General features: G+C 63.4%; 15 protein-coding genes, 1 other RNA gene and 2 pseudogenes. 9 read left to right on the top strand and 9 right to left on the bottom strand.

The features are described 5' to 3' along the window. Positions 1-126: 126 nt before the first annotated feature. Both NX05_RS01530 and NX05_RS24320 read left to right on the top strand, forming a co-directional pair. A pseudogene (locus NX05_RS01530) lies at positions 127-978 on the top strand (GGDEF domain-containing protein); the annotation flags it as partial. 342 nt (positions 979-1,320) lie between these two features. Beyond that, entirely contained in the window at positions 1,321-1,515 is a 195-nt protein-coding gene (locus NX05_RS24320; RefSeq protein WP_080764504.1) for a hypothetical protein, read from the top strand. A gap of 19 nt (positions 1,516-1,534) precedes the next feature. Here the strand turns inward: NX05_RS24320 and NX05_RS01535 are convergent, their stop codons facing one another. Together NX05_RS01535 and NX05_RS01545 are read right to left on the bottom strand one after the other, a co-directional pair. Beyond that, entirely contained in the window at positions 1,535-1,978 is a 444-nt protein-coding gene (locus NX05_RS01535; protein WP_039432446.1) for a hypothetical protein, read from the bottom strand. 315 nt (positions 1,979-2,293) lie between these two features. Next, the gene (locus NX05_RS01545) at positions 2,294-3,208 is read right to left on the bottom strand and encodes a class I SAM-dependent methyltransferase (protein ID WP_126922532.1); all 915 of its coding nucleotides are present in this window, start codon (positions 3,206-3,208) and stop codon (positions 2,294-2,296) included. Between the two features lie 169 nt (positions 3,209-3,377). Here NX05_RS01545 and NX05_RS01550 point away from each other — a divergent pair, with 169 nt between their 5' ends. Next, positions 3,378-4,253: a DMT family transporter gene (locus tag NX05_RS01550; RefSeq protein WP_039432451.1), complete on the top strand. Its 876-nt coding sequence runs from the start codon at positions 3,378-3,380 to the stop codon at positions 4,251-4,253. Positions 4,254-4,362: 109 nt separating this feature from the next. Here NX05_RS01550 and NX05_RS01555 read toward each other — a convergent pair whose 3' ends face one another. Then, positions 4,363-5,136 (bottom strand): transporter substrate-binding domain-containing protein, encoded by a 774-nt coding sequence (locus tag NX05_RS01555; RefSeq protein WP_039432452.1) that lies wholly within the window; start codon positions 5,134-5,136, stop codon positions 4,363-4,365. A gap of 189 nt (positions 5,137-5,325) precedes the next feature. Here NX05_RS01555 and NX05_RS01560 point away from each other — a divergent pair, with 189 nt between their 5' ends. Then, positions 5,326-5,541 (top strand): hypothetical protein, encoded by a 216-nt coding sequence (locus NX05_RS01560; protein ID WP_039432455.1) that lies wholly within the window; start codon positions 5,326-5,328, stop codon positions 5,539-5,541. Between the two features lie 347 nt (positions 5,542-5,888). Here the strand turns inward: NX05_RS01560 and NX05_RS01565 are convergent, their stop codons facing one another. Further along, positions 5,889-7,658 carry an expansin EXLX1 family cellulose-binding protein gene (locus NX05_RS01565; protein ID WP_039432458.1) on the bottom strand — a complete coding sequence of 590 codons (1,770 nt, stop codon included), beginning with the start codon at positions 7,656-7,658 and terminating at the stop codon, positions 5,889-5,891. 245 nt (positions 7,659-7,903) lie between these two features. Further along, positions 7,904-8,089: a hypothetical protein gene (locus NX05_RS23460; RefSeq protein WP_126922534.1), complete on the bottom strand. Its 186-nt coding sequence runs from the start codon at positions 8,087-8,089 to the stop codon at positions 7,904-7,906. 145 nt (positions 8,090-8,234) lie between these two features. On the opposite strand from NX05_RS23460, the gene cycA reads away from it, so the two are divergent. After that, entirely contained in the window at positions 8,235-9,611 is a 1,377-nt protein-coding gene (gene cycA / locus NX05_RS01575) for a D-serine/D-alanine/glycine transporter (protein ID WP_039432463.1), read from the top strand. An 87-nt stretch (positions 9,612-9,698) separates the two neighbouring features. Here the strand turns inward: cycA and xopV are convergent, their stop codons facing one another. Continuing rightward, positions 9,699-10,694, bottom strand: coding sequence for a XopV/AopV family type III secretion system effector (gene xopV / locus NX05_RS01580; protein ID WP_039432466.1), 996 nt, complete (start codon positions 10,692-10,694; stop codon positions 9,699-9,701). A gap of 235 nt (positions 10,695-10,929) precedes the next feature. On the opposite strand from xopV, the gene NX05_RS01585 reads away from it, so the two are divergent. Next, positions 10,930-11,832: a CorA family divalent cation transporter gene (locus tag NX05_RS01585; RefSeq protein ID WP_010376093.1), complete on the top strand. Its 903-nt coding sequence runs from the start codon at positions 10,930-10,932 to the stop codon at positions 11,830-11,832. A 333-nt stretch (positions 11,833-12,165) separates the two neighbouring features. Here the strand turns inward: NX05_RS01585 and NX05_RS01590 are convergent, their stop codons facing one another. Next, positions 12,166-12,861 carry an AIM24 family protein gene (locus NX05_RS01590; protein WP_039432469.1) on the bottom strand — a complete coding sequence of 232 codons (696 nt, stop codon included), beginning with the start codon at positions 12,859-12,861 and terminating at the stop codon, positions 12,166-12,168. Positions 12,862-12,969: 108 nt separating this feature from the next. Between NX05_RS01590 and NX05_RS21445 the strand changes: the two genes are divergently transcribed. From NX05_RS21445 to NX05_RS24620, 3 genes are all read left to right on the top strand, one after another. Further along, a non-coding RNA gene (locus NX05_RS21445) (sX9 sRNA) lies at positions 12,970-13,045 on the top strand. Between the two features lie 122 nt (positions 13,046-13,167). Beyond that, complete coding sequence (locus tag NX05_RS24615; RefSeq protein ID WP_039432472.1) at positions 13,168-13,476, top strand: hypothetical protein; 309 nt, start codon at positions 13,168-13,170, stop codon at positions 13,474-13,476. Positions 13,477-13,483: 7 nt separating this feature from the next. Continuing rightward, positions 13,484-13,753: an NHL repeat-containing protein gene (locus tag NX05_RS24620; protein WP_039432474.1), complete on the top strand. Its 270-nt coding sequence runs from the start codon at positions 13,484-13,486 to the stop codon at positions 13,751-13,753. Between the two features lie 257 nt (positions 13,754-14,010). On the opposite strand, the gene treA is transcribed toward NX05_RS24620, so the two are convergent. Continuing rightward, positions 14,011-15,684, bottom strand: a complete 1,674-nt coding sequence (gene treA / locus NX05_RS01605; protein WP_039432476.1) for an alpha,alpha-trehalase TreA — start codon at positions 15,682-15,684, stop codon at positions 14,011-14,013. Between the two features lie 269 nt (positions 15,685-15,953). Continuing rightward, positions 15,954-16,730: pseudogene (locus tag NX05_RS01610) on the bottom strand (DUF72 domain-containing protein). Positions 16,731-16,799: the final 69 nt, after the last annotated feature.

The raw sequence follows: 16,799 nt of genomic DNA on the forward strand, positions 1-16,799 counted from the left end.
AAGCTGTGCCTGTAACCCAGGCAACACCCCGCAAACGGCCGAAACCGGCAAAAAATCGGCGATTTGAGCGCCCTCAGCGCGGCGGATGCGGTTGCTTCGTTTTCCGGTCGCGTTGATCAGACCATCCCTAACCTAACCTTGAGTCGACGCGCGCAATTGATCGACGCGATCGCAGAGGCGCTGGCATCGCAAGGTCGTCATGCCGAGGCCTAGCAAGAACTGCAACGCGCCAACACACTGCGCGCGCAGAGTCTGGACCGGCAGCGCGATACCGTGATGTTGCGGCTGCAGGCACGCTACGAAGATGCACGTCGTGGCGCTGAAACGGCCGAGCTGCGCCGTCGCAGCGAAACCTCGCGACTGGCATTGCAGGCGCGCGAAGCGGGTCAGCGCGCCTTGTGGATCGCGTTGTGCGCGGCCTGCCTGTTGCTGATCGGTGCACTGGTGGTACTGGCATTCGGCGCACGTCACCGCCGCCAGCTGTCGCGACTGGCGATGCACGACGAACTCAACGGCCTGCCCAACCGGCGCGCCATTCGCGCCAAGGCGCAGCAGCAAATCGAGCAGGCCTTGCGCTCGCACACGCCGTGCATGCTGGCGTTGATCGATCTGGACCACTTCAAGCAGATCAACGACGTATATGGACATGCCGTCGGCGATGCGGTGCTCAAGGCGCTGGCGAGTGCGTCGCGGCTGGCGTTGCGCATGCAAGACCGCCTGGGCCGACTGGGCGGCGAAGAATTCCTGCTGGTGCTGCCAAGCTGCAGTAAAGAAGAGATTCCTGCGGTCTTTTCGCGCCTGCGCAGTGCGGTGGCGGCAATCGAGATCGCCGGCCTGCCGACCGATCAACCGGTGCGTTTTTGCATGGGCGCGGTGCGCGTCGTCGCCGATACCGGGCTGGATGTATTGCTGAGCCAGGCCGATCTGGCCCTGTATGCCGCTAAGACCGCAGGGCGCGATCAATGGGCGGTATGTTGATCGCTTGATGCGCGCTGCGTTCATGGCGCAGGATGGGTGCATCAGCGTTGTCGCACCACAGCGTTTCAATGCTCTTATGTGTTGCGCATCGATTGCCAGCACGCGCACGTGCGTCGGCACGATGCAACCGGCAACAGGCTTGCGCCCTGCATGTCGCATGCAGGTGAGCTAAACCCCTGCAGGCCTAAACTGCACCGCTATCACGTAAGACATTTGCACTTGAAAAAACGTCGTCCACCCCCGTTGCCGCCATCTAGAGGTGCCGCCTCGCGTATAACCGACTGGATCGTCGCTTGATTGGCTGTGCTCGTGGCGGTCGCATGCTGCGCACGCGTGTGGTTGTTGCGCGACGCGATCCTCCAGGGCCGCTATGTCAGCGTCATCCGGGGTCGGCCAGCTAGGATCTTTCTCGCCGAAAGCGACCCGCATCGCTTCTGGGCATCCATCGGGTGGGATGCACTACTAAGCTGCATGCTATTGGCGATCATCGGCGGGTTTGCGTATGCGAACTGGACGTTACGCCGTCGCCGACGGTGAGCGTGCCGCTCAAATACACTCAAGGCGTTTTCTGCTTGCGTGCACGCAGCTGCGCACCGCGCATGGGCCAGGTGTTGTAGCTGTAAACGAACTGCTTCTGGTCGGCGCCTGCGGTGGGATCGCAATGCCAGGAGCCGGCGACGCTGCCGGGTTCCAGCACGCCGCCGACTTCGCGAACCGCTTGTGCTTCGAAGGCACAGATGGGCCCATACACAGCCACGTCCCAGTCCCGTCGTGAGGTGGGATGCGCATGCTGTACCAGCACGATGTCGCTGCCATGGAAGTGATGGACCTGTGCGGCGTGCTGACGGTCGATGCTGAAGTAGCAAGGTGCGCCGATGCCCAGTACCAGGACGTCGCCGTCGCGCACCACGGTGCATTTGCCTTCGTGTTCGCCCAGCCGGATCTCACGCCCTGCCAGCGTTGCAGTGGTAACCGGATAGCGCGTGGTCACTGCAGACATCGGCTGTGGTGATGCGCTTGGCGATGCCGATGGCGTCTGCGCACGCGTGGGTGAGCGGTGACCAGCAGCGAGGCCAACTAGCTAGCGATCAAAAAGGTGCGCATGCAACGTCCGTGTCGAGGGCGGGGCAGTATCGCAGATCCCTCCGGCGGCCTGCCGCAATCGATGCAACCGCTGCGGTGACCGCAATGCTGGTGTGGGTGTTGTGCCTCGACATGCAGTGCGCATACGTGCTGTTGGCGAGCGCTGCATTGCAGCTGCCAGACGATAATTAACTACGTCTTGTTGCCAGCTTCACAGCGCGAAGACAAGCACTCAGCGCCGTGCAGGCAAGGTCGCCAGCACGCCATCGAGCGCAAGTTGCGTGGTGAAGCCGGCCTTGGCCAGACGCTTGCTTACTTCATTGGGCACATCGCGCCCGCTGGTAAGTCTGTTGGGCGCGCCGGTGTAATGAAACAGCCGCCCGCCACGGCGGAGCACGCGTGCCAGTTGATCGTAGAACACCTGCGAATACAGCTCGCCAGCAATGCCAAACCGCGGTGGATCATGCAGGATGGCATCGACCGAATCGTCGGCCAGCGTGGCAATCTGCTGCGCGACATCAGCATGTGTCAGCTGCAGGCGTCCGTCGGCAGCAGCTGCGTCTGGATCCGGCGACCATGGGTTGAGTGTGCGCAGCCACAGCACATCGGCATTCTTTTCGAACGAGAGCAACTGGGCGACGCCGGCCTCCAGGCAGCAGGCGGCGAAGTAGCCCAGGCCGCCACAGGTATCCAGCACGGTCTTGCCGCGCGGATCCACCAAGGCCACTTTGCGCCGCGCATCTTCGAACGGCGACAGCTGCGCCGAGGGCAGCATCTTGATGCCGTCGACCTCGAACGTTGGCGCGCCCCATTCGGTGGGTACCAGCTTGATCAGCGCGCCGCTGTAGCGCGAGATCGGCGCGAAATCATCGCCATCCCAGAAGTACAGCGTGCGATCCTTGAGCTTGCCCGGATACGGATAACCGCGGCCGCGCCACTGCCAGCTGTGCGCATCGAGCTGGGCGGTGTCGGTGCTGCGGCCCAGGTCGAGCGACCCGGTCCAGTGAGTCAGACCACTTCCGCGCGCGGCAAGCAGCGCTTGGGCATCGGCGAGAACGAGTAAGGGGCCGGAGTAGTGGGGCACGGCTGACAACTCTGTGTGCGACGCGCGGACGATACCGCAAGGATGCAAGGATGGGAGCGGCATCGTAACCGACCCGTCGTGGCCGAGCATGCTGTGAGTGGCCGTCGCGGTGCCCACGCGCATCACCGAGGTCGACTGTCCAGGCCGTTTCGCTGACACACGCCGCGCCGCATACTGCATGCAATCCGTATCGACATCTGGTTCGATCGGCGTCAACTGTGGAGTGTGGGCAATGCTGAAGGGTGTGTTGTTGGGGTTCGCCTGCTATGCGGCCTATTCGATCAGCGATGCGTTCGTGAAGCTGCTCGAAGGCACGCTGCCGGTCTATGAAGTGCTGTTTCTCGGCGCATTGCTGATGCTGCTGGCGGTGCCATTCCTGAAAAAACCGGACGACCAGCTGCGCGAGCTGGTGATGGCCAAGCAGCCCGCACTGTGGCTGCTGCGTGCGCTTACCGGTGCCATCGGCAATCTCACCTCGGTGATTGCCTTCACTACCTTGCCGATGGCCGAAGCGTTCGCGCTGATCTTCCTGATGCCGATCTTCGTCACCGTGTTGTCGGTGATCTTCCTCAAGGAAGAAGTGCACTGGCGGCGCTGGTCGGCCGTGATCGTCGGCTTCATCGGCGTGTTGATCGTGCTGCGTCCCGGCTTTCGGCATCTCACCCACGGGCATGTGGCGGCGATCGTGTGTGGCCTGGTCGGCGCCATCTCGGTGATCGCCTTGCGCATGGCCGGGCATAGCGAAAAGCGCCTGACCCTGTATGGCGCCGGCGTGATCGGCCCGTTGGTGATGGGTGGGATCATGATGCTGCCGACCTTCGTCTGGCCCACGCTGTACCAATGGGGCCTGTTGGCGGGTTACGGCCTGCTCTCTGGCTTGGCCGCCATCTGCATGATGTACGCCACGCGCATGGCGCCGGTCAGCGTGGTGGCGCCTACGCAATACAGCCAGATGCTATGGGCGATCGCTTTCGGCTACCTGCTGTTTCACGATCATCTGGACTGGCCGATGGCTGTGGGCATCGCGCTGATTCTGGGCGCTGGTTTGTTTACCCTGGTGCGCGAGGAGCAGGTGTCGCGCTGGTGGCGGCGGACAAAGATTGTTTGACGGCAGGCATTGGGGAGTCGGGATTGTGGAGCCGTAAAAGCGTGGTCGACACAACGCGTGCTTTGGTGCTTTGCGAATCCCCAATCATCAATCCCTAATCCCGCCCCAATTAGCGCGGCTTACGCCAGCCCTCAACGATGCGCCGATACTCGCCGCTGGCCTTGCTCAGGTGCAGCCATTGGTCGACATAGGCTTTCCAGGCCTGGTCGTCGCGAGGGAGCAGGAAGGCTTTTTCGCTGTATTGCAGCGGGTGTTCGGGTGCAATGGCACACAGGCCTGGCAGCCGTGCCTGTTGGTACAGCGCTTCGGAGGCGTCGGTGATCATGACGTCTGCGCGCTGCTCCAGCAGTTCCTCAAAGATGGTGGTGTTGTCGGCAAACAGCCGCACGTTTGCGTGTGGCAATTCGCGCCGTGCGAAGGCTTCGTTGGTGCCGCCTGGTGGTTCAATGACACGCACCTCGGGCCGGTTGAGCTGTTCCATACTGCGGTAGCGCGCCTGGTCGGCGCAGCGCACCAGCGGAATCTTGCCGTCCACATCCAGTACCGCGCTGAAGCTGGCCTGGCGTTGTCGCTGCAAGGTCACCGAAATGCCGCCGACGGCGATGTCGCACCGCTCGGCAAGCAGGTCGGGCATCAGTTGCGGCCAGCTGGTGCGAACGAAGCGCACGCGAGCGCCCAGGCTGGTGGCCAGTGATTGCGCCAGATCGATGTCGCTGCCTTCTAACTGCCCGTCCTCACGCAGCAACGAATAAGGACGGTAGTCGCCAGTAGTGCACACGCGCAGCACGCCGGATTGCAGTACCGCATCCAGGCGCGACGCCGGTGCGGCTGCGTGCGCCATGCCGCAGCTCAATACCAATGCAAGGCAGATGCGATAGCGCATGGCGTAGTCTCAGGGGGGAGCGTGCATCATAGCGGCGGCTGGAGCCGCCTGCGTTGCAAGAAGACGTGGGATGCGACGTCAACAGCACGACGTCAACAGCACATCACGGTATCTGCCCGCAGGCTCACGTTGCTGTAGCGCGCTGCGACCTAGCGTCGATGCTCCTGTTGAATTCCACCGGAGTCACACATGTATCTCAACCCACGCACTGCGCGGCCCATGACCAGCATCAAGGAAGGCGTCCTGGCGCATGGCACGCCCGATCCCGATACCAACGAAGAAGACACGCCGCTGGAAGAACAGCCGCCACGGCGCGGTGGTCTGAATGATGAAGTGGGCGATCTGGAGCAGGAGGACGATGCTGCATTGCCCGGGCGGGCAGGTGGCGGGCTTGCTGGTGGTTGAGAGTTGAGTCTGCCACTGCTGGTAGTGAAACTTTGTTCGCTCCCTAAACGGACCTCCCTGCAGAGTCTCGCGCCTGTGGTACGTGCGGCCCAATGCAGGCGCGCCCGTACCGCGAATGCCACGCTTTCTCGCCCATTGGGAAAGAGTCGAAAGCGGTGATCAAACCGGCCGTGCCGTCGCCATGGGGTAGTGGCCGGCGCTTGGAATCTGCATGCCCCACGCGGAAAGATCGCTTCCTATGCGCCGTTCATGCCGCTCAACGACTGCTCGATATGTTTGCTGACTTCTCTGAAGATGCCTAGCAGAAGTTCGCGGAGCGATACGACACTCAAGCGACTCTCCGCCAGTCATGGAAACTGCACATTCCCAGGTGCGAAGTACGCCTTCTCACTGGAGTCCTCCGGTAGTGCGGGAAGTGTGTCGGCGATGACCTTGCCGCGGATATCGGTGATGCGGATGGACAGCGGTTGGTTGCCCAGTTGTTCGCCGATGAAGTGGTTGTAATCCGTCTTCTGCAGGCTCTTCCACGTGCGGCCCTGTTTTACCTCGAACTTGATTACCGGATAGGCATGATTGCGCACCTGGAGTCCGGCCCACCAGCGTGAACTGCCTTCCTTGATGCGGTATTGCACATTGCCGGTGATCGGCGCGCGCACCACCTTCCAACTGATCGGAATGCGCCCGTCCACCATGTTGCCGATCGCGGCGAAGGCATTGTGCGAAAGATCCAGGCCGCCAGATGCGCCTTCGGGGTAGAGGTCGGTGACGTAGACGGTGGTCTTGCCCTTGGGGCCGGTCACTTCGAGATAGGCGCCGGCCAGTGCAGCCTTGACCCCGCCGAAATTCAGCTGGGTTGGATTGAGTGCGGTGATGAATGCCGTGCTTGGAATCGGATCCAGCAACAGCGCGCCGCCGGAATAGCCAGAACCCGCATAGGTTGCAGTGCCGGTGAACGTGCCGTTCCAACGGGTAGCCTTGGTGGAAGCGGCCGTGCCTGATGTTTCTGCCGCTGACGCAGTGGTGGTTGCGGTGAGGCCCCACGCCTGCTGCAGCACTTGCAGTTTGTCGGCACGCGGTGTGCCATCGTGGGCGAGCAGGCCACCATTGTTGGCGTTGCCGATTTCCCAGCTGCCGAGAAACGCGCTGCGCATGCCGGTAGCGGCCAGATAGGTGCTCAATGCGTGCTGCCACGCCGGGTCGCGCGGGTCGCCATCGCCCAAGCCGCCGCCGATGCTGACCGGCAGCACCGCGTGATCGGCTGCGAATTGACCGAAGTCGCGTTGCCAGCCGGCAGGCAATGCGGCAGCAAAATCATTCGCTGCAAATACATCCGCCGCATCGCGATCCGGCCCAGCCAGCTTGGGCATCAATACCAGGCGCGCAGCGGGAATGCGCAGCGGCACGCAGGCAAGTGGCTGCAGATTGCTGCCGGCCGCCTTGCGCGCCGCATCGCTGCACACCGCATTGCTGCCCACGCCTTCCACGCCGATGACCCAGCCCGGCGCATGCTTCAATACCGCCGATGCTGCATGCGCGGCAACGCGATTCCAATCCGCCTCGGCCACGGTGCCTGCCCAGGTGGCATTGCGATAGCCGCTGCTACCCAGATCGATGCCGATGACGCCGGTTGTGTTTGCATAGCGGCGTGCAAGAGTGGCGAGGCCATCGATCCAGGCCTGTTGCTGCGGGCCCAACTGCGGCGCGCTGTCATCGCAACCGGCATCGGCGAAGGCCAACATCAGCTGCATGCCGCGTTGGGTGCTGGCACGCACGACGGCATCGAGCACCTGTAAGGAATTCAAGCCAAGCAGTGCTGGGTCGCCGGCGACATCGGTGGGGGCCACCGCAGCGGCCCGGAGTGTCGCTGCACAGACCGGTAGGCGCAGCGCGTTGATGTCGGCGGCCTGTAGTTGATCCAGTACCTGCTGCAGCGTCGTGCTGTGCAAGCCGGCGGCCACGTGCGTTGCGCGATCGAAGCCGGGCCAGGTGACGCCGCGGAGCTGCATTGCCTGGCCATGTGTGTCGACGATACGTCCCTGTGCATCGACCTGTACGGCCAGCGCGGTGACGGGTGTCAGCAGTGCCAGCATGAGCAGCAGACGAGAGAGTGAGTTCATGGGGGCTCCTGAGGGATGGGACTACGCAGGAAACCAGCAAACCTGCTGCGCGGTCCGTGCGCGCAGTCAAGGAAGCGGGCAGAAGCGTAGCCGTTGGCTGCTGCGTGCGACCGCACTGGAACGGGCATCGCTGTTTTTAGCGGCGGCGTGCTTGATCGCTAAGGTGCAGGTTGCATCGATGGCCCAACCGCACGCGGTAGCTGTCGTGGGCAACGCGTCGCGCTGCGCTTTGCCGTGGTGGGCGATCACGCACACACGATCTTGCATCGCATCAACCGGTCAAGTGCGGAAATGTCGATCAGCACGTCCTGCCGATAGCTGGATGACACGCAGGCCAGCGGTCGCCGTGCATGGGCGACGGGCACGCCGGCTGTATCCAGCGAGCGCGGCGTCGAAGCGCTTATCGCCTTCTCAAAAGCGGCAAGCAGCATGCCATGACCGACGCACCATGATGGGGCAACCAGCCAACATGCGCAGCCGCATCCGTGACTTCGCGGCCGTGACAGCGCAACCCCTGGTGTGCGTTGCCGCGATCTCGTATTTTTGACGACTTTTTCACTTTCCGGTGCCGTGCCCATGTCTGACCCGTCCGCGCCCGATCATCTGCAACGCAGCCTGTCCAATCGCCACTTGCAGTTGATCGCCATCGGCGGGGCGATCGGTACCGGCCTGTTCATGGGCTCTGGCAAGACCATCAGTCTGGCCGGGCCGTCGATCCTGTTCGTCTATCTCATCATCGGCGCGATGTTGTTTTTCGTGATGCGCGCGATGGGCGAGCTGCTGCTCTCCAATCTGGACTACAAGTCGTTCATCGACTTCTCCACCGACTTGCTCGGGCCGTGGGCTGGATTCTTCTGCGGATGGACGTACTGGTTTTGCTGGATCATCACCGCCATCGCCGATGTCATCGCCATTGCGGCCTATGCGCAGTTCTGGTTTCCAGGATTGGCGCCGTGGATTCCCGCGGTCTTGTGCGTGTTGTTGCTGCTGAGCCTGAATCTGGTCACGGTGAAGTTGTTTGGCGAGATGGAATTCTGGTTTGCGCTGATCAAGATCATCGCCATTGCCGCGTTGATCATTACCGGTGCCGGCCTGGTGGTGTGGGGTTTCCGTTCGCCGTCGGGCAACGTGGCCTCGCTGTCGAATCTGTGGAACGACGGCGGCATGTTCCCGATGGGCATCGGCGGTTTTTTTGCCGGCTTCCAGATTGCGGTGTTCGCTTTCGTCGGTATCGAGTTGGTCGGCACCACGGCTGCAGAAACCGCCGACCCGCGCCGCAATCTGCCCAAGGCGATCAACTCGATCCCGGTGCGCATTTTGATCTTCTACGTGCTCGCCCTGATCGCCATCATGGCGGTGACGCCGTGGCGGCAGGTCGTGGCTGACAAGAGCCCGTTCGTGGAGTTGTTCGTGCTGGCCGGCGTGCCCGCGGCAGCGAGCCTGATCAACTTCGTGGTGCTGACCTCGGCCACCTCGTCGGCCAATAGCGGCATCTTCTCCACCAGCCGCATGCTTTACGGCCTGGCCGAAGAACAGCATGCACCGAAGGGCTTCGCCAAGCTGTCGCGTGCGGCGGTGCCGGCGCGCGGCCTGCTGTTTTCCTGCCTGTGCCTGCTGCTGGGCGCGATGTTGGTGTATCTGATTCCTAACCTGGTCACCGCGTTTACGCTGGTCACCACGTTGTCGGCGGTGCTTTTCATGTTCGTGTGGTCGTTGATTCTGTGCGCCTATATTGCCTACCGCCGCAAGCGCCCGGAACAACACGCAGCCTCGGCATTCAAGATGCCCGGCGGCGTGCTGATGTGCTACGTGTGCCTGGCGTTCTTCGCCTTCGTCATCGTGCTGCTGACCTTGCAGGGCGACACGCGTCAGGCCTTGCTGGCCAGTCCGGTGTGGTTCTTGGTCCTGGCCATTGGCTATGCAATCAAACGCCGCGAGAACCGGCAGCGCTGAGCGATCCGTGCGTAACGCATCGCGTGTGCAGCGTGCGGATGTGACCGCACGCTGCGAGCCGTCATGGCGATGCGCGTGTACGGTGGATCATTTACCGTTTGGATCAGGATGCGCCGCTTCGCCTTCCTCTGCCGGGCTCGGCGGCGCTATGGCCGCGCCGGCGGGCAGACGCTGCAACGGGATCTGTTTCTTTGCTTTCCATTGCGGCTTTACCGGTAGGCCGTAGTTCTGAAAGAGCTTGGCGACGTTTTCCAGATGCTGTGATGTTCGGTCGGCATATTCGCTGAACCGCCCCGAGTCGTTATCGATACAGAGCTCGCCGTCCGGGTTGTAGTACAGGGTGCCGCTGATGCGCGCTTCGGGTATCAGGCGATTGTCCTGCCAGGGGGTCTTGTTCCACGGTTGGCCGCCCACGAGGGTGACATGGCCTTGCGCGTATGGCTGCTTCTTCTTTCGCGCCTCCTTGCTTGTCATCGGCTCGTCCAAGACTACGCCAGGATGCCCTTCGCCGATGACCAAACTGCCATTACTAGCGATGTTCCATTTGTACTCCACTTTCTTGTCGCGCAGATCGTCCAGGCGCAGCCGCTGAGCGAGTGGCGCAACGGACGGAGCGCCGGTTTCAGCCTGTTCGTGGAACGTCGGGGTGCTCCTGATGCGATCGATGGCGTCCTCGCCCAGCCCGAGATCTTTGGATAGTTTGCTTGGATCGAGACGAGGCGGCATCTCCAGTGCCGGAGCGGTCGAGACGAACAGGCGTGTTGGATTGATCTTGACGCGCGCATGGCCGCCAGCAGGCGCTTCTATTTCCTGAGCCTGGATCGGCGTCCGGTGGGTACCGTCTTTCAGATGCTTTCCGCGCGCGGGCTGGGTGCTGCCGAACAACGCATCGAGATGGCTGCTGTCTGCGACGAACGCCCGCGATTGCTCCTTGGCTGATGCGCTTCGGCGCATGCGAGGCAGCCCGCGGAGCTGGGAGTGGGCGCCGATTTGGATGTCGTCGCAAACCGATGGGGCATGTCGCGGATCAACATGACCGATATGCTCGTGTAGTGCGCGAGACGCCGAGCCGGAGACTTTCATGTGCGTACTCCTGGGATGCGTGAGCGGAAAATGTAAGGCAGCCAGAACGTGCATACCGCTCACAGCAGAATCGATGTGCGATTTGGCGAACGCTTTCGCTGCCTGCACAAACCGCACGGCGATCGCATGCGTGGGCAGGCACGGCCATCGCCTCCGTCGCCGATGGGCATGTGCCGGCGTTGACGCCATGGTGGACGCGGAGGATGCTTGGGCTCTTTCATCTCACAGCCGATGCATGATCACGATCCACCCGATTGCCGGAACCCAGCACTGTTGGGTCGACTTGTGCCAGCCGAGTCCGCAAGAGTTGGCGCAGGCCGCTGAAAAGGTGGAGTTTGCCTTGCCCGATCGTGCGGCGATTGGCGAGATTGAATTCAGCAGCCGGGTACGCCGCCAGGGCGATGTGCTGTTTCTCAATGTGCCGCGTTTTCAGGACGATGACGGCCCCACCGCGCCGCTGGGGTTTGCGCTGTCGCCGACCATGCTGGTGACCTTGCGCGAGCAGCGCATCGGCTCGTTGGAGGACTTGACCGCGCGGCTGGAACACGAGCCCTGCCATAGCTCGGACGATTTGCTGTTACGCATGTTCGATCAACTGGTCGGGCGGCTGGCAGACCGGCTTGAGGCACTCGAAGCAGCGGTGACCGAGACCACGCGGCAGGTGTTCGACAGCCCACACAAAACCAAGGATCTGGAGCGCATGTTGCACCAGGTCGGCGACATGGGCCGCCAGCTCGGCGGGCTGCATAGCGCCGGGCAGGGCATGCTGCGTCTGGTGACGTATCTGGATGGTACCGCGCCGGACTGGTTCGGCGCCGATGCGGCCAAACGCATCACCTCGCTGCACAAGGACCTGACCACCCTGAGCGAATTCCATCAACACATGGACGACCGCATCGAGTTCCTGCTCGACAGCGTGCTGGGCATGATCAACATCGACCAGAACAACGTGATGAAGGTGATGGCAGTGGCATCGGTGGTCGGCATCCCACCCACCGTGCTGGTCGGCATCTGGGGCATGAACTTCGCCTACATGCCCGAACTCAAGGGGCACGACAACTATTTCTGGGCGCTGGGGATCATCGCGCTAAGCGTGGTGGTGCCGCTGGCGTGGTTTCGCAAGCGTGGATGGGTGTGATGCATCAGAGCCGAAAAACCCTAGGAGCGCCGCTGGGCGCGATGTGGCGTTACCGGGAAGGCCCTCGCGCCCGAGGGGGGCTACGGCGTGTCGTCTCAGTGCAATCATCTGTTGCGTGCGGTTGCGTGACTAGGCAATGCCGAGTTGGTGCAGCTCGGTAGCCGCGCAGCTCGCGGCAGAATGCAGGACGCCCGTAGGAGCGCCCCTTGGCGCGATGGCGTTACCGGGAAGCCCTCGCGCCAGGGCGCTCCTACAGGGTGGGTGGAAGACTGCCCGGCTGCGTAGCGTGCAACCAGGCGATGCGCATTGTTGACTACTGCCTGGCGGCTTGGATCAGCCCTTTGCCTGGAAGCTGGCTTCTTCGTAAGGCTGCACCACCACCCAGCCTTCGCCGGCAAAGCGCATCTGCAGGCTTTCGCCGGAGCCGCGGCCGAACAGCGTGCCGATCGACACATCAGTGACCAGTTCAGGGGTCAGCGTGCCCGACCAGGCGACGGTGGCGTTGGGGTCGGTGAACACCGGGCCGCTGGCGGCGGCGACTGGCAGGGTCAACGGCTCGTAGTGCGAGGTGATCGCCACGATGCCGTGGCCGCTCAGGCGCACATTGAACAGCCCGCCCGAGAGCATGCCGGCCACTTTGCGCATCATAGTGATCTTGTGTTCAACGCCGGATTCGAACGCCAGCACATCGTTGCCGTTGACGAAGACGGCCTCGCCATTCAAGCGCAGCAGCGTCACCAGTTTGCCCAGGTCGGCCAGATACACGCGGCCCTGGCCTTCGGCCTTCATCAGCTGCATGCCTTCGCCACTGACGGCTTTTTTCAGCAGATTGCCCAGGCCTTGTTCCAATAGTCCTTCGCGGGTGAACTTGACGTTGCCGGTGCGCGCCACCATGGCGCCGGCCTTGGACCACACCATGCCGTTGAGGCGCACTTCCAGCAGATGCGGATTTTCCAATTCGAACGGATCGGGGCTGACGTCCTTTTCCTTGGAATGGGCGAGAAATTCGTTGAGCGTGCGTACGGCCATGGATCCGTCCTGGAGTGAAAGAGTGCGCATGATACGCGGCCGCCTAAGAGCAGCTAACAAAACGACTGCGCAGCCGCCAGGCGGGCGCGGCCGGTGCTCGGAATCGGCATGTACCACTCGTGCACTCCGGTTCCTGTGCGCCGCCCGCACCCACCTGACAACTGCTCGCTACGTTTTGTTAGCCGCTCTAAATCGCAGTCGCGCCGGTAAGCGGGCAGCACGCGCGCCGCACCACAGCCCGCTTCCCCACGCAGTCGTGTAAGCCGCTGACAGCGCGAATCCCCTCGACAGGTACACGCAACCGGTATGGCACGACGACATGCACGATGGATCGGCCTGCTGCTCGCAATTACTGCGGTCACAGCATTGACGTTCTGGTGGTATGCGCGCACGCCTTCGCCTGCTCCCGCACCACGGCCAGATGCGCCAGTTGCAACGCCGTTAGGGTGGAAAGCGCAACTGCAGTGGGTCGCCGGCAATGGCGTGCGTGGCGTAGCAGATGGCCGCGCGGCCGACGCGCAGTTTGACGATCCGTATGGGTTAGCGATCGATACGCACGGCACGCTGTACATCGCCGATGGCGGCGACGATAACCGCATCCACAGCTGGTGCTGATGGCCATGTGCACACGCTGGCCGGTGGCCGCGAAGGCTTTGCCGATGGCATCGGCGTGGCGGCAGCGTTCAATACACCTTCGGGAATCGCGCTCGATACGGACGGCAATCTGTACATCGCCGATACCGGTAACCATGCCATCCGCAAGCTGACGCCGCAGGGCAAGGGGACCACGCTTGCCGGCGATGGTGTGGCGGGCGATCGCAACGGCGCAGCGGCACAGGTGCGCTTCAATGGGCCGGTTGGCGTGGCGGTGGATGCGCAGGGGCGCGTGTAGTTCGCCGACACCTACAACGATCGTATTGGCGTGATCGAAACCGATGGGCAGGTACGCACGCTGGCCGGTGGCGCGTTGCCGGGCATGGCCGATGGCATCGGCACGCAAGCGTGGTTCGATGCGCCCTCAGCCGCTCTAAACGCGCGCAGTACTGTCGTGAAGCTGTCTTGCGCATCGGCGACTTTTACCGTCAGACAGCTAAACGCCAATACTCCGACCCTGCCGCCGTCACCCACTGCGCAGCAGCGGCACAGTCCTCAGCGCGCGGCAGCTTCGGGCTTGCGCATGCGCTTGGCGGGTGCTGTCTTGGTGTCCTTGCCCGGATACAGATTCAACAGCATCAAGGTGACGCCGTTGGTCCAGCCGAAGCCGTCCTGCAAGGCGTATTCGCCGCCGCCGCCACCGGCTGCATCGGTTTGCAGGCCGTATTTTTCGACCAGCTTGTGTTCGCGTGCGAACAGCGCCTGCACCTGGGCGAGGAAGCGTTCGCCGATGGTGCGTGCCAGCGCTTCCTCGCCGTAGCGACGCAGGCCGTCCACGGCCACCCATTGCAGCGGCGCCCAGCCATTGGGTTCGTCCCATTGCTGGCCGGTCTTGACTGCGGTGGTGGCCAGGCCGCCCGGGCGCAGCAGCATTTTGCGCACGGTGCTGGCGGTGCGCTTGGCGTGATCGTCCGAGGCCAGGCCGGCGAACAGCGGATACAGCGCTGCGGCGGTGACCTGGTTGCTCAGCATGCGCGTCTGCCAGTCGTAGTCGGCGTAATAGCCGGCCTTGTTCCACAAATGCGCATCGATGGCCTGCTTGCGCTGCTGTGCGAGTGCGGCGTAATCGCGCGTGCACTCCGCGCCCGGTTGCGCGCAGGCCTGAGCCAGGGTGCGTTCCAGGTGGTAGAGCAGGCTATTGAGGTCGATCGGAATGATGGCGGTGGTGCGGATGGTGCGCAGGTTCTGGCCGTCGGCCAGCCAGCGGCTGGTGTAGTCCCAACCGCTCTCGGCGCCGGCACGCAAGTCGCGGTAGACCTCGGCAGCCGGGCGGTTTTTCACCTCGGCGGCGGTGCGGGTGTCGTGCAACCAGGCTTCCGGGCGCGGGGTGTCGCGCTCGTCCCAATAGCGGTTGAACACACTGCCATCAGCCAGGCGCACCACATGGCGCGCGGCCTGGCCAGGCTGCAAGTCGTCGCTGCCCTGCATCCAGTAGGCGTATTCCTTTTGCAGCTGCGGCAGATAGCGCTGATACACCGCCTCGCCTTCCACGCCGGCCTGTAGCTCCACCATGTAGGAGAAGAACGGCGGCTGCGAGCGGCTGAGGTAGTAGGTGCGGTTGCCGTTGGGAATATGTCCGTAGGTGTCGATCAAGTAGGCGAAGTTGTCCAGCATCTGACGGCTGAGCGTGGTCTCGCCGCTCTTCACCAAGCCCAGCATGGTGAAGTAGGAATCCCAGTAATACACCTCGCGGAAGCGCCCGCCCGGCACCACGTACGGGTGTGGCAGCGCCAGCAGGCTGCTGTGCGGTGGCACGTGGTTCTGGCTGCGCACCAGCTTGGGCCACAGCAGATCGATGTGCTCGCGCAGCGCGGTGTCCTGACGGATCGCGTCGGTCTGCACCGGCGGCGATTCTTCGAAATTGGCGTCCACAAACTTGCGCAGGTCGAAACCAGGGTGATCGTGCTGGGCCAGATAGTCGGCATTGATCAGTGCCGGGTCGCGCAATGGCAGAAAGTCGACAAAATGCTTCTGGTCGTCGAACAGCTCACCGCTCTGCACAGCCTGGAACAGTTCTGGGTAGGCCATGTCCGGCGTCGGCGGCGTGGGCGCCGGCGCATTGACGACCGGAGTGTCCAGCGGCGCGGCCGTCAGCGTGCCCGGCGCAACAAACATGCTCAGCGACAGGCCAAGCAGCGACGTGCAGCACGGGGGCGCGGCAGAACTCATGACATCTCCAGAACGGGCAGTGGCGTAGGGCATGGTAAACGACCGAAGTGGCGGGCGGGACCGAGTGAAGTGCCGGCACGCCGACAGGCTTCGCACGGGGACGACTGGGTTCAGCAAGCTGATCCGGCGTGATGCCGGAACGCATGTTGATTCAGGCGTATCGGCGCGGATGCAGGCAGCTTGAATGGCGGCGCGCCCGCGTCCGTGCGACCTAGCCGCTGCAAGATGCGCGCCACAGCGCTGCGTCGGAATGCCGCCGCCTGCTCGCGCTAGCGCTTGCGATCGGTGCCCAGCAAGCGCTGCAATTCCAGCGCATTGGAGGTCGCGCACCCGGCCGCGGTGTTGTCGAAGATCACTCAGCGTTCGGCCAGCGGCTGCGCGGTGTCGGGTGGGCCGGCGCGCACCGCAGCGGCCAATGCCTGCAACGCGGTGTCGTCGTAGCTGCTGTAGTAGATGCGCGGCGCGCCATGCCAGCGCCAATACAATGGCGCGTCAGCCGGGCTCGGGATCGCTGCCGCGGGCACCGGGGCAGGGTCGGCGGCGCAGCGTGCAATGCGGTGGCGTGCGAGCAACGCCTGCGCGGGTGCAGTAAACCAACTCGCGTGGCGCGGCTCGCAGACCACGCCGCCGTCCCAGCGCCGGCGCAGCATCGCAAAGAATCTGGCCGCCACCGCTGCATCGAACGCCGCGCCAGGCGGCAGTTGCAGCAGCAGGCAGCCCAGCCGTGTCCCCAGCGCACCGGCCTGCGCCAGGAAGGCGTCCAGCAGCGGCCCGGTGCCGTGCAGGCGCGCGTCGTGGCTGATACTGCGCGGCAGCTTGACCGAAAAACGAAAATCCTCCTGCACGCTGTCGGCCCAGCGCGCGTAGGTACTGGCGCGGTGCGGGCGATAAAACGAGGAGTTGATTTCCACTGCATCGAAGCGCGTGGCGTAGCGCTGCAACACGCTGGCGCCTTCGCCGAACTGCGCGCGGTCGGCGGCGGGAATCGACCAGCCTGCGCAACCGCAACGCACGCGTCCAATTGCAGTGGGTGGGCGAGCTGGCATGGCAGGCGAGGTGAGGGTGGCAGCACTCTATGCAGGTGCGCGCGTCAGGATGTTGTGTGCATCGCGATC

This window comes from Xanthomonas vasicola (genome assembly GCF_000772705.2).
Taxonomy (GTDB): domain Bacteria; phylum Pseudomonadota; class Gammaproteobacteria; order Xanthomonadales; family Xanthomonadaceae; genus Xanthomonas; species Xanthomonas vasicola.